Source organism: Sphingomonas sanguinis, assembly GCF_019297835.1.
GTDB lineage: Bacteria > Pseudomonadota > Alphaproteobacteria > Sphingomonadales > Sphingomonadaceae > Sphingomonas > Sphingomonas sanguinis_D.
This window is the reverse complement of the sequence record NZ_CP079203.1, coordinates 309269-323107: the sequence shown is the minus strand read 5'-3', so window position 1 is coordinate 323107 and position 13839 is coordinate 309269. Positions and strand designations below refer to the sequence as shown.

At 67.0% G+C, this 13839-nt stretch carries 8 protein-coding genes; 1 reads left to right on the top strand and 7 read right to left on the bottom strand.

Going from position 1 to position 13839, the window contains the following annotated elements:
• Positions 1-12 precede the first annotated feature (12 nt).
• From KV697_RS01360 to KV697_RS01330, 7 genes are all read right to left on the bottom strand, one after another.
• The gene (locus KV697_RS01360) at positions 13-1884 is read right to left on the bottom strand and encodes a glycoside hydrolase family 2 protein (protein WP_257575519.1); all 1872 of its coding nucleotides are present in this window, start codon (positions 1882-1884) and stop codon (positions 13-15) included.
• Between the two features lie 71 nt (positions 1885-1955).
• Positions 1956-3278 carry an alpha/beta hydrolase family protein gene (locus KV697_RS01355; protein ID WP_219019788.1) on the bottom strand — a complete coding sequence of 441 codons (1323 nt, stop codon included), beginning with the start codon at positions 3276-3278 and terminating at the stop codon, positions 1956-1958.
• On the bottom strand, positions 3278-5578 hold the full coding sequence (locus KV697_RS01350; protein ID WP_219019787.1) for a TonB-dependent receptor: 2301 nt from the start codon (positions 5576-5578) through the stop codon (positions 3278-3280). The genes KV697_RS01355 and KV697_RS01350 overlap by 1 nt, the downstream gene beginning before the upstream one ends.
• 473 nt (positions 5579-6051) lie before the next feature.
• Positions 6052-8436, bottom strand: a complete 2385-nt coding sequence (locus tag KV697_RS01345) for a glycoside hydrolase family 31 protein (RefSeq protein ID WP_219019786.1) — start codon at positions 8434-8436, stop codon at positions 6052-6054.
• Positions 8433-9704: an MFS transporter gene (locus KV697_RS01340; RefSeq protein WP_219019785.1), complete on the bottom strand. Its 1272-nt coding sequence runs from the start codon at positions 9702-9704 to the stop codon at positions 8433-8435. Before KV697_RS01340 ends, KV697_RS01345 begins: the two co-directional genes overlap by 4 nt.
• 115 nt (positions 9705-9819) lie before the next feature.
• A complete protein-coding gene (locus KV697_RS01335; RefSeq protein WP_219019784.1) occupies positions 9820-11409 on the bottom strand; it encodes a glycoside hydrolase family 43 protein in 1590 nt (529 codons plus the stop codon).
• A complete protein-coding gene (locus KV697_RS01330) occupies positions 11406-12734 on the bottom strand; it encodes an MFS transporter (protein ID WP_257575518.1) in 1329 nt (442 codons plus the stop codon). Before KV697_RS01330 ends, KV697_RS01335 begins: the two co-directional genes overlap by 4 nt.
• A 26-nt stretch (positions 12735-12760) precedes the next feature.
• On the opposite strand from KV697_RS01330, the gene KV697_RS01325 reads away from it, so the two are divergent.
• On the top strand, positions 12761-13801 hold the full coding sequence (locus KV697_RS01325) for a LacI family DNA-binding transcriptional regulator (protein WP_219019783.1): 1041 nt from the start codon (positions 12761-12763) through the stop codon (positions 13799-13801).
• Positions 13802-13839: the final 38 nt, after the last annotated feature.

The following is a 13839-nucleotide window of genomic DNA, read 5'->3' as shown; positions in this document are numbered from 1 at the left end:
TTGGAATTCGGCCTATCGCTGCCCCGCCTTGGTTCCGTAATAATCGCTCAGCACCCCGAACGCCTCCTTGCGCTGCCCGGTTTCGGAGATCAGGCCCTTGCGGTTCCAGCCCTGCTGGAAATCGGGATTCTGGCGGCGGGGTGAGCGGAAGTCCTTGAGAATCCAGGGCGACATGCCGCGCAAGGTCGGTACATGGTCCGCCATGCCCAGCGTGGCGCGGTAATAATCGGCCTGGAAATCCTCAGAGAATTTCTGCTTGTTCGCCGGATCGTGGAAACCCGCCCGCGCATCGGCGCCGAATTCGGAGAAGATCAGCGGCTTGTCGGCGGGCACGCGCCATTCGCTGCGCGCCAGATCGGTCAGGCGATCCTGGGTGTACCAGCCATTATAGGTGTTGATCGCCATGACATCGAGCGCATCGGCCAGCGGATCGGCGAGCGTCATCACGGGATGATCGGCACCCTCCCCCCGCTCGACCAGCAGCGCGGCACTGACCAGCCGCGTATCGTCCAGCCGACGGACATCGCCGACCAGGGTGCGCAGGAAGACGTTGCGGGCATCGGTCATGGGCGTCTCGTTGGCGACGCTCCAGATCGCGATCGAGGCGCGGTTGCGGTCGCGCAGGATATTCTCGGCCAGCATCGTCCGCGCACGGTTCAGCGTGTCCGGGTTGGACCAGGCGACGCGCCAATAGACCGGCACCTCGCTCCAGACGATCAGGCCCAGCTCGTCGGCCAGCCGCACCGTGACGTCGGAATGCGGATAATGCGCCAGCCGGACGAAATTGCCGTGCAGCCCGTCCTTGATCTCACTGAGCAATGCGCGCGAAGCGGCCCGAGTCATGGCGCGGGTCGGATCGACGCCCAGTTCCTCCTCGTGCATCGAAATGCCGCGCAGGAAGATCGGCTTGCCGTTGAGCAGGATATCGGCCCCGCGCCGCTCGATGGTGCGGAAGCCGATGCGGTCGTGCCATTGGTCCTCGCCCGCCGTGACCGCCACGTCATAGAGCCGGGGCCGCTCGGGCGACCAGCGGACCAGCGCACGAGGGGCAGCCATGGTCGCGCGCCAGTCGCCATTGGCGTCGGTCGTGCCCGCGCGGTCCAGCCCCAGCTCGGCGATGCGCAGCCGCACCGGCCGGTTCGCCGCCTGCGGGCCGTCGAGATGAACGTCCACCACCATGCGACCATCGCGGGTCAGGCGGACCCAGGCGTCGTCGACATAGGTATCCGGGGTCTGGATCAGCCGGACCGGGCGGGTGATGCCGCCATAATTCTCCCAATCGGTGACGGGCGGCGGCACCGTCGCCTCGGTCGCCTGGCTGTCGACACCGACCGTGACCTGGTTGAGGCCGTCGCGCATCAGACCGGTGATGTCGAAGGCGAAGGGGGTGAAGCCGCCCTCATGCTTTCCGACCGGCTTGCCGTTCAGATAGACGATGGTCGCATAATTGGCCGCGCCGAAACGGAGGAAATAGCGCCCCTTGCGGACGGCGGGTGCGGCGAAGGTCCGCTGATACCACATCAGCCCGTCATAATGGCGAAGCTCGGGCGCCTGGGTCAGCCAGGACGACGGCAGCGAGGTCAGTGGCGAATGGGGGAGATCGAACTCGTAGAGGACGCGGCTGTCCTTCGCCATTTCGGCGCGGACGTCGACATCTTTCCAGCGCTGCTGCCCGCTATCGGGCATTCCGCCGTGGAACCCGGAAATGCCCGAGCGGAACGGGTCGATCGAATAATGCCAGGGACCGGACAGGTCGGTCCCGTCGCGCAGATCGGCCGCTGCGAGAACGGGACCGGGCCGGGGCGCGGCATCCTGTGCGAAGAGCGGCGTACCCGTGGCCAGCATCATGCCCGCCACGGCATATCCCCAAATGGTCCTGCCCATCACGTCGCTCTCCCGTCATTCGGCCGATCCTGACCGCCAGCCTAGGTCGTCGTTCTAAACCCTGTCCCGATTCATCGCCAGCCGGGGGCGGGGCGATATTCGAAGCTCATGCCGACCGCGCGGCCGGGCTGGAACCCGTTCCACACGGTAGAGGCGGGCGGGCCGGGGCTATACTGCGCCACCCGACCGACCGGCGCGCCCGGCCAGCGGCCCGCGTCCGACTGCACGGTCAGCCCGTTGAGATAGGCGTCTTTGCCCGTCTCACCCTTCACATAGCGGTCGAGAAAGGCGGTGATGAAATGAGTCTGGATGGGGAGCAGCCGGTCCTTCCGCCACACCGCATCCTCGAACCAGTCCATGTCCCAGAAGCGCTGCCGCATCGCAGGAGGTGCGGGGGGCAGCGCGATACTGTGCCCGGCTTGGGCGAAGGTGAGCAGGTAGCGCGGGGCAGGCGCGGGCGCCGTGAAGAGGGCGCGCACCGCCTCATGCCCGACGACGCGGTCATGGTCGCCGACGACGATCAGCGTCGGCACGGGCACGGCGCCCACCCCCTGCCCCGCCCAGATCGGCACCGCGCCGAAGCGGGCGGCGGGGGCGAGCGCGACGATGGCCTTGAGGTTGTTCGCGCGCAGTTCGCTAGCCCAATCGGCGGCAAAGGGCGTGAGGATATCCCGGCTGAGCTTGCCCATGGCCGGGTTCAGCGGCGCGCCACCGACCGTCAGCACGCCGTAACCGCCCATGGAATAGCCGATCAGCGCGGTCCGTGTCGGATCGGCGGCGGCGAATATGCCCTTATGCTGGTCGGCGCGGGCCTGCGCCTCGGCGGTGACGAAGGCGATGTCGAGCGGTCGCCGGGCGATCGGTCCGGCGCGAGCGGCATCGGTGCGGATGCTGATCGGCGGATCGCGAAAGGCCGGGGCAACGACGACATAGCCCTTGCTCGCCAGGTTTTCACCCAGCCAGGACAGGACTTCGGGTGTGTTGCCATAACCATGCGCCAGGATCACCAGCGGGAAACGACCCGCCGCGACAGGACGGTCGGGTGAGGCCAGGCCGGGCAGGTCGAACGCCACGTCTTGGCCATCCTCGCCGGACAAGGCGGTCTTGTAGGTGATCCCCCGCCCCGCCGAGGCCGCCGGATACCAGATCAGCAGCGGCAGCTCGCGATCGACGATGGCGGGCCGGTCCCTGCCTTGAAGCGGATCGGCCTGCCCCGGCTGGACGAACCGGCTGCGCTGTACGCCGACCGGATAGCGTCCCAGCCGGGCGAGTTCGGGGGCATCGACCGGCGGCCGGGCCGGGGCGTCGCCCTGCCCAGCCCCCGGCAACTGCGCCGTGGCAGCGACGGCGAGCGCCGCCGCCGCCAGCCCCAGGCCCAGACCGACCCGGCGCATTAGAAGTTCAGACCGAGGCGCATACCCGCATAGCGGCGGAAGTCACGCGGCAGCACCGCCTGGGTCGCGATATTGTTGCCGAAATTGCCAGCCGTGTTCACCAGCGACCCGTAATATTGCTTGTCGAACAGGTTGTTGACGAAGGCGACCAGTTCCCAGCGGCGATCCTCCTCGCGCACGCCCAGACCGACATTGACGATGCTGAAGGCGGGCTGAAAGGTCTGCGGATCGCGTGCCTGGAAATACAGGCTGCTCTGATACTGCCAGTTCACCTGCGCGACACCGCGCGTCGTTGCGGTCAGGCGCGGCGAGTAATCCAGATTGGCGTTGAACTTCCACTTGGGCGCCTGGATCGCGGTGGTGTCGGTCAGGTTCTGGCTGGCGGGGGAGCCGGTGCAGCCCTGCGCCGCCGTCTGCAGCGGATAGCATTGCGCCACACCGAACTCGGTATATTTCGCGTCGAGATAGGTGACGGCGCCGCCCAGGTTGAAGCTGTCGCTGAACCGCATCGATCCTTCGAACTCGACGCCCTTGGTGTTGAGTTTGCCGACATTGGTCAGGCGGTAATTGGACGTACCGTCGGCCAGCGTCTCGATCGTCTGGGCCTGAAGGTCGCGGTAGTTGGTGTCGAACAGCGTGACGTTGGCGGTCAGGCGGCGGTCGAGGAACTGGCTGCGAATGCCCAGTTCCTTGTCCCGCGACCGCTCGGGGCGGATCGGGCCGGCCAGCGCACGGTTGCGATTGAAGCCGGTCGTCAGGTCGTAGGTCTGGCCCTTATAGCCCGTCGCATAGGTGACGAAGCCGTTGATCGTCGGGCTGAAATCATAGCGCAGCGTGCCGCGATAGGTGCCCGCCGTGTCGCTGGCATGGCCCGCAAAGGCGGTGCCCGCCAGATTGTCGCGGAAGGTGTAGCTGACCCGCTCGTTCTGGACGCGCCCGCCGCCGGTGAAGGTCAGGTCGGGCACGATCGTCCAGTCGATCTGCGCGAAGGCCGCGACCTGCCGCGACTGCGAGGTGGCGTACCAGTTGGCGAGCGAGAAATACGGCCCGCGCTGGAACGGGCGGTTGAACTTCACATTCGCGCCGTACAGCCCGACCGTATAGCGGAACGGCTTGTCGGCATCGGATTGCAGCCGGACCTCCTCGGTCACCTGCTCGGAATTGAACACACCGATCTGGGTGTTGTTGCCGAGATTGCCGGGCGCCGAGGTGTCGTCATGGTCGAGATAATCGTTCAGGTGGAAACGGTCATAGGAGCTGATCGTGACGAGGTTCAGCGAACCGATGCCGAACTCCCCACGGATATAGCCGCCGCCGCCCTCGTACCGGGTGCGCGAGTCGTAATTGTTGCTGATCGTCTGGTTGTCCGGCCCGACGACCACGCCGGGCAGCACGACCGACGGGGTCAGCCCGGCGGTGCCGCGCAGCCGGGCGTTTGGCCCGAACGCCAGGAAGGGGCGACCGACCGTGGTGTTGCCGTTGACGTAATTGCCCGAGATGACGAGCGCGGCCGTATCGGTCGGCTCCCAGCGCAGCTTGCCACGCAGGTTCAGCGTCTCGCGGCCATTGACCCGCTTCCCGTTGAACAGGTTGCGGATATTGCCGTCCCAATTGTTATAGGCGGCCGACACGACATAGCCGAGCTGGTCGTTGATCGGGCCGGACACGCTGAAATTGACGCCCTGCTCGCGATCGGTTGTCGCGACCGCATTGGCGCGGATACGCAGCTCCGAGGTAGGGTTGCGGGTGATCAGGTTGACCAGACCGGCCGAGGCCGACTTGCCGTACAGCGTGCTCTGGGGGCCGCGCAGCACCTCGATCCGCTCGACATCGGGCAGGTCGGTGAAGGCACGCGCCTGGAAGGCCAGCGGCACTTCGTCGACCAGCACCGCGACGCTCGACTCCACGCCGATGCCAAAGGCGAAGGTGCCGACGCCACGCAGCGAGATGTTGGAATTCTGCGGCTGTTCGGCCGGGCGGACGACCAGCGAGGACGAGACCTTGCCGATATCGGTGAAGTTGCGGACACCCGCAGCCGCCAGCTGGGCCGGGGCGACCACCGACACGGCGAGCGGCACGCGCTGGACATTCTCGGCGCGCTTGTTGGCGGTGACGATGATGTCGCCGGCGCTGACCGGGTCGGGCGCGACGTTGGAGGTGGGGCCGCCGGGCTGTCCCTGCGCCTCCTGGGTCAGTTGCGCTTCGTCGCTTGGCGACGGTGCGGCCTGCTGGGCCGAAACCTGACTTGCCGCGGAAAGCCATACGATCATCGCCGTCAGGGCCACGGTGGAACGCAGCATCTTCATCCTTCCCTCCCATTGCCGCCGGTCTTGGCCGGTCTTGCCTTGTCAACCAAACATACCGAATGGCCTTACCAATGCAATGCTGTTGTTAGACCTGCGTCGGATTTGTCGGCACGGAGGCGCAAGCGATGGGAAGAATTGCAAACGTGTGCGACATTTGCGCATCACTGGGCAGCACCGGATACGCAAAAGCGCCCGGCCGAGGCCGGACGCCTCTTTCACCAATTCGACATTTGTCTTCCTTCTCCCCTCGCTGAGGGGAGAGGGTTGCGCAGACTTGGCCTTTGCGACAGCAAAGGCTTAGTCGGAGCTGGGTGAGGGGTGCAGCGCTCGCGTAAGCGAGCGCGCGAGCCGGTGGCTCGCTCAACCCCTCACCCAAGCTGCGCTAGCCAGCACGCTGGCAAGCTTCGCTAACCCTCTCCCCTATCCAGGGGAGAGGGATAAGGGGGGAGCATCAATGTCAATCCGCATCAAACGGTCAGGTGAAGGCCACGCCGTCCGTCCTGTTCGACCGGCATAGTATCCGCGCCCTCGACGATCAGAATCCGATCGTCACCCGGCGGCAGCAGCAGGGTCATGCCACCCTCCCCTTCCCCGTCGCGCGACAGGGTCACGACGACCCGCTCCGCATCGGCTTGGCCGGTCAGATGCCAGCTCGTGACCGGGCCATGGCCGTCGCCGCTATCGTCCATGCCGGTCCAGCGGACGGCCCCGGTCGAGGGCGGGAAGAGCCACAGCCCACGGCGATAGGGTTCGGGTCGCCAGCCGCCCCGGGCGAGATCGACCAGCATCGCCGACCCGCCCCGCGCGAACAACGGCGGCGGGCTATCGAGCGGTGCCGCGACATCCGCAGCCTCCCCACCGGCAAAACGCTCGCCGGTCCAGACATGGACCCATTCCACTCCGCTTGGCAGCTGTACCGAACGGCGCTCCGCCCCTTCGTCCATCACCGGTGCGGCAAGGGCGTCCGGTCCCAGCATATGCTCGTCGCGTTCGCCCCAGCTTGCCGGGTCCTGCGGGAAGTCCGCCCAGAGCGGGCGGATCATCGGCTCGTAATCGGCGTGATAGCGATGCAGCAGGTCGTAGAAGAACGGGATCAGCGTCTGCCGCAACGCCATCAGGCGGTGCATCGCGGGCAGCACCTCCGGATACATCCAGGGCTCGTTGACCGTGCGATCGTCATTCCAGCTATGGATGCTGAACCGGGGCATCAGCACCCCCGCCTGCACCCAGCGGATCAGCAGCTCGGGCGACGGCGCGGGGCCGGAAAAGCCGCCCACGTCATGCCCGCTGTTCGACACGCCCGACAGGGCGAGGCCGATCGACTGGCGCGCATTGTAGCGGATCGTCTTCCACGCGGTCCGGTTATCCCCCGACCAGGTCTGCGCATAGCGATGCAGCCCCGCCATGCCCGAGCGGGTGACGACATAGGGCCGGGTATCGGGCCGCGCGGCGACCTGCGCCTGACGCGAGGCGCGGGTCATCAGGATCGGCTGGACCGGGCGCATCTCCGACGCCGGGCGGGGCTGACCGAAGCCGTCGACCATCGCACGGGCGTCCCACAGCTCATATTCGTTGTTGTCGTTCCACGTCGCCTCCATGCCATGGTCGAGCAGCGCCGACGTCACCTGATCGCGCCACCACGCCGCCGCCTGTGGCCTGGTCATGTCGATATAGCTGCCGACCTCGTCCCAGAATTGCGCCTCGACCGGCTGACCGTCCGTGTCTGCGACGAACAGTCCGGCGGCCGCCACCTCGTCATAACGCGGGTGGCTGCGCAGCAGGGCGGGCTTGATATTGGGGACCAGCCGGACACCCGCCTCGGCATAGGAAGCGACGAAGGCGGCGGGATCGGGGAATTTGTCGCGGTTCCAGTGGAAGACGTACCGCTTGTCGCCGATCGAGGTGTAGCCCGACGACAGGTGGAAGGAGGTGCAGCCCAGATCGTGCCGCTCGCACAGCGCCAGAAATCCCGCCATCTGCGCCGCCGCATCGGGCGCATCGGTATAGGTCATGGTCGACCCCGAATAACCCAATGACCAGCGCGGCATCAGCGCCGGGCGGCCGGTCAGCCAGGTAAAGCGCCGCGTCACCGCCAGCGGGTCCGGCCCGGCGAGGATCCAGCGATCGACGTCGCCTGCGTCCGCCACGACATGACGGTACAGGCCGTGATAATTGTCGAGTTCCTGCCCCAGGTCGAAGGTGACGTCGGCGACGGTGTCGTAAAACTCGCCATGGCACCGCCCCTCGGCATCGGCGACCAGCAGATAGGGGATCGACTTGTAGAGCGGATCGCTGGTCTCGGCATCGAAGCCCATCGGATCGACATTGGTCAGCCGGAAGCGCCGCCCGGCCCGGTCGGTGTCGCCGGTGCGGTCGCCCAGCCCGAAGAAGCGCTCGCCCGGCGTCCGCGCGGCATAATGATGCGCACGGCCGTCCCACCAGCCAAAGTCATAGGCCTGGGTCGGGCGGTCCTGCGTGATGACGTGCCAGCCCTCGCCCGCCCGCTGTTCCCAGCGTCCGTGCAGACCAACGAGGGTCAGGGTGACACGAAGCCGCTCGGTCGCGACGATCAGGGTGCCGTCCGCTTCCTCGCAAGTGAAGTCGGGGCAGGCGAAGCCGGACACGTCCATCCGGTCGCGCCCCGGCTCGGCGATATCCTCGGCCCCCGGCGCGATGGCCCAGCTTGGCGGGCTGGTCACGCGCCCCTCGGCCAGCAGCAAGAGGCGCATCAGGTCCTCCTCCAGCACGAAGAGATGCGCGACCGCACCGGTATCGGCGGTCAGGGTAAGAAATCCGCGCGAACGGCCGGTGACGGCGAAGCGGGGCGGCTGGGAAAGGGTGGCGCGCCTCATTGGCCGGGCTCCTGAGTCACGGGGTTGGTGGCGAACGGCGTCAGCCGCCGGATGAAGATGATGAGCACCGCCGCCCCGATCAGGTCGAAGACCGCGAGCACGGCAAAGAGCGGGGCATAGCCGACCGTATCGGCCAATTGCCCGATCAGCAGCGAGAAGAGCAGCCCGCCGATCCAGCCTGCTTGGCCGATAAAGCCATTGGCGGTGCCGACTTCTGCGGGCGCGAACACATCGGCGGACAGGGTGTTGATCAGGCCGGAGATCATCTGATGCGCAAAGCCGCCGATGCAGAACAGGGCGATCGCGGTATAGGGGCTGGCGGCCAGCCCGATACACCCCGGCGCGATCATCAGCACCGCGCCCAGCGCCACGCCCGCCACGCGCGACGGGATCAGCGTGACGCCACGCTTCATCAGCCAGGGCGACAGATAGCCGCCCAGGATGCCGCCGACATCCGCCGCCAGGAAGGGCAGCCAGGCGAACAATGCGATCTGCTTCAGGTCCATGCCGCGCTCGCTGGCGAGGTAGAGCGGGATCCAGAAGCTGAAGGTCTGCCAGGCCGGTTCGGCCAGGAAACGCGGCACCGCGATCACCCAGAAGCGCGAGGTGCGTAGAATGTCCTTCGCCTTGGCGCGCTGGACCGGCCCCTTGGGCTTTTCGACCGCGATCATCGCCTTTTCCTCGGGCGTGATCGCGGGGTGATCGTCGGGCGAGCGATAGAAGACGTACCAGGCGGCCGCCCAGAAGATGCCGACCCCGCCGGTGACAAGAAATGCGGTGCGCCAGTCGGCCCAGAGCGCGACGGCCACCACTACGGGCGGCGCGATCAGTGCGCCGAGCGACGTGCCCGCGTTGAACCAGCCGACCGCCACCGAGCGTTCTCGCGCCGGGAACCACTCGGCCACCGCCTTGATGCCCGAGGGGATGGCGGCGGACTCGAACAGGCCCAATATGCCGCGATAGATGGCCAGGCTGACCCAGCCGATCGCGAGCGCATGCATCATGTTCGCCGCCGACCAGGCGAGGCCGAACAATGCGAACCCGGCGCGCAGGCCGAAGCGGTCGATGAACGCCCCCGCCACCGGCTGCATGATCGTATAGGCAAGCTGGAACGCACCAACGACATAGCTGTACTGCTGCGTCGACATGTGCAGCGCGGACTTCAGCTCGGGCGCGAGGACGCCCAGGCTGTTGCGCGCCAGATAATTGGCGATCGTCCCCGCGCAGATCAGCGCAACGATCCACCAGCGCAGATTGCGTACCCGCAAGCCCGTCACTCCCCTAGCCTCTCCGTACGCATCGCGGCGCCGGTGTCTGGGGCAAGCTTAACCGCTGGAAAGCGGCCTGTCCATATTGGTCTGGCCAATCATTCCAGCGATCCGATCAATCGTCGCCAAGCCGCTCGACATAATGGAAATATTGGAAGTCGGCGGGGTGGCCCGAACCGCTCATGTCTTGACACGCCATACCGACAAAGGCGCCGGTAAAATTGGGCAGACCCGCCAGCGTCGCCTCGTCGGAGAGGATGGAGGCATCGAAATCCCGGGACAGCCAGGTCCATTTCGTCGCCCCTTCGGCCCGGAAGGCGAAGCGCAACGCCTCATGATCGACCACCGCCCGCAATTCGAGCGGGCCTGCGGGAGCCGGGACGGCGGGCCCCATCAGGCTTTGCCCCTCGCCGTTTGGCAGGACCGACAGGACCTGGACGAGCTTCTCGCCCGCATCCCCTGCCGTGATCTGGAGAAAATGATATTTGGTGCTGTTGTAATAGGCGACGATCCCGGCCGCCTGCTGGAAATGCTCCGGCTCGTAATCGACGAGCGTTCGCACGTCATAGCAAAAGGCGGTCTGGCGGCGGGCGACCAGCGCCTGCTCGAAATGGCTGCCGATCGTCTCGCGTCCGAAGAGCCGTAAATGGCCGGGGCGCTCGGTCAGGCTGAAGATATGTTCCGATTCGGGCGTGCGCAGCCATTGGAAGGCGGCGGGCAGCGTAGGGCCGTCGAACCGGTTCCGTGCCTCGACCGGCGCGGGGTTGGCGGCCACCGGCGTGCGCTCGGCACAGCGCAGCCAGCCGTCCGCGCCCCACTCCATACGCTGGATCGCCGTCTCGCGCCCCAGCACGCAGCGATTGCTGACGGGCAGCGGGCGGCCGCACAGATAGGCCATCCACGTCTCGCCCTCCGGTGTCTCGACCAGATCGCCATGACCGGTACGTTGCAGCGGTGCGTCGGGCGTGTCGCGCGCGGTCAGCACCGGGCCGTCGGGATGCACCTCATAGGGCCCGAACAGATCGCGCGACCGTGCCATCGTCACGGCATGACCGCGCTCGGTCCCGCCCTCGGCAACCAACAGGTGATACCAGCCGTCGCGCTTGTAGAGATGCGGCCCCTCGGTAAAGCCCAGCGGCGTGCCGTCGAAGATGCGGCGACGCTCGCCGAGCAGGCGACCGGTGTCCATATCCATCTGCTGGATCACGATCCCGGCGAAGCGCTTGCGGTCGGGCCGATGGTCCCACAGCATGTTGAGCAGCCAGCTGCGACCGTCATCGTCATGGAACAATGCGGGGTCGAAGCCGCTGCTGTTGAGATAGACGGCATCCGTCCACGCGCCGTCGATCCGGTCGCACGAAACCCAGTAATTGTGGAAGTCGCGAAGCGACGCGCCCTTGGCGCCGTCGACGGTGGTGCGGCCATAGCGCTTCACATCGGTGAAGATCAGGTGGAAACGTCCGTCGGCGTAAGTGAGGTCGGGAGCCCACACCCCGCAGGAATCCGGATTGCCGCGCATGTCGAGCTGGGTGGCGCGCGCCAACGGCCGGGCGACCAGCGTCCAGTTCACCAGATCGCGGCTGTGATGAATCTGGACACCCGGATACCATTCGAAGGTCGAGGTCGCGATATAGTAATCCTCGCCGACGCGCACGATCGAGGGATCGGGGTTGAAGCCCGGCAGGATGGGATTGTTCGGGGTCATGCGGGTTTGCGCACCAAGGTCCAGAGGAGAGCCGCGCCCGCCAGATCGAGCAGGCCCAGCAGGATGAAGAAGGGCTGATAGCCGACCTGATCGACCAGCGAGCCGAGCGTCAGGGTGAAGATCAGGACGCCCAGATTGGCCGCCGTGCCCGACACGCCCGTCGCGGTCGCGACCTGATCCTGCGGGAACAGGTCCGAGCATAACGTGATGACGGTGACCGACAGCGTCTGGTGCGCGAAACCGCCCAGACACAGCAGCGCGACGGCGGCGACGGGGCTGTTGACGCTGCCGACGAACATCATGCCCGTCATCAGCACCGCGCCCAGAGTAAAGGCGCCGCGCCGCGCGTCGATCAGGTTGACGTCGCGCCGCTGCAGGAAGGCGACGACCGCCGGACCGAACAGGCACCCCAGATCGGCGGCCAGGAAGGGCAGCCAGGCGAACATCGCGATCTGGGTCAGGTCGAAATGCCGCGCCTGGACGAGATAGAGCGGCATCCACAGCGACAGCATGCCCCAGACCGGATCGGCCAGGAACCGCGCCGCCGCGATCGCCCAGAGATTGCGACGGCGCAACAGCTCGCCCAGCGGCGGACGGCGGCGCTGCTTGACGAGCGCGGCTTCCTGTCCCTCGACGATCAACGTCCGCTCGCGCGCGGACAGGGCCCGGTGGCGCGCGGGCGGCGCGTACCAGAACAGCCAGGCCAGTACCCAGAGCAGCCCCAGCCCGCCCGCCACGAAGAACGCCGCACGCCAGCTATGGTGGAAGACCGCCCAGGCGACGAGCGGGGGCGCGAAGACCGCACCGAACGAGGCCCCGATCTGATAGATGCCGCCCGCCACCCCGCGCTCGCGCGCCGGAAACCACTCCGCGACGACCTTCATGCCCGCCGGTTGCGCCGATCCCTCGACCAGCCCGAGCGCGCCGCGAAGACCGGCAAAGCTCAGCCAGCCATTGGCGAAGCCATGGCCGATGGTGATGCACGACCACACCGCGACGAACAGGGTGAAGCCGATCTTCAGGCCGATCAGGTCGAGCAGATAACCCGCCACCGGCTGGAACATGATGCCGAACTGAAAGGCGCCGGTGATCCAGCTATATTGTTCGGAACTGATATGCTGCTCGGCCATGATCGCGGGCGCGGCGACGCCCAGGATGCTGCGCGTCAGATAGTTGATGACCATCGCGCCCACGAACAGGGCGATGATCGTCCAGCGGATATAGGGAAAACCCTTCACATGCGGTCCTTCGGCCTGTTCGCCATATGTCGTTCCCATTGACCTGTCGGCCTCTGCCGGGGCACGGCTGTCGGCGAACATCGGCATAGCGTGAAGCCCGATGACGCGACAGGATGACCTTGACGAAGACCCGACGGCGCCCGCGCGGCGTGACCATCATCGACGTGGCCAAGGAGGCGGGTGTCTCGCCCATGACCGTCTCGCGCGTCATCAACGGCGATGCGGGCGTCCGCAACGAGGTGCGGGCGCACGTTCGCGAGGTCATCAAGCGGCTGAACTACACACCCAATCTGATGGCGCGCAGCCTGGTCACGTCGAGCGAGATCCGCATCGGCGTCATCTATTCCAACCCCAGCGCCGCCTTCATGAGCGAGCTGCTGGTCGGCGTGTTCGAGGAAGCCTCGACCCGCGCGGCGCAGCTGTTCCTGCTGAAGGGCGAACAGGGCCGCCCGCCCGCGCGCGAGGCGATCGAGGGGCTGATCGAGCAGCGGATCGCAGGCGTCATCCTGGCGCCGCCGCTCGGCGAGTCCGACTTCGTGCGCGACATCATCCGCGCGGCGGGGCTGCCCATGGCGGTGATCGGCGGCGTCGCGCCCGATGCCGTGTCCGTCTGGATCGACAATGCGCGCGCTGCCTATGACATGACCCGCCACCTGATCGGGCTGGGCCATCGCCGCATCGGCTTCGTCCATGGCAATCCCGGCCAGTCGGCCAGTATCGAGCGTCTGGCGGGCTTTAGCCGCGCGGTCGAGGAGGAAGGCGGGCTGGAAACGCGGGTCGTCCAGGGCGATTACAGCTATGCCTCGGGCCTGACGGCGGGCGAGACGCTGCTCGGCGGCGAAAGTCCGCCGACCGCGATCTTCGCCAGCAACGACGACATGGCCGCCGCGATCGTCTCGGTCGCGCATCGGCGGCATCTGGACGTGCCGGGCGATCTGACCGTGGTGGGCTTCGACGACAGCACCGCCGCGACGACGCTCTGGCCGCCGCTGACCACCATCCACCAACCGGTCCGCGCGCTGGCGACCGAGGCGTTGCAGAGGCTGATCCAGGAAATTCGCGGCGGGGTTCCGGCACCGAACGGCCAGCCGCGTGTCACGGTGCTGGAGCACCAGCTGATCGAACGCGACTCCACCGCCCCGCCGCGTTCGTAACTCTATTCCTCCCCTGTAAGGGGAGGTGGCAGGCCGCA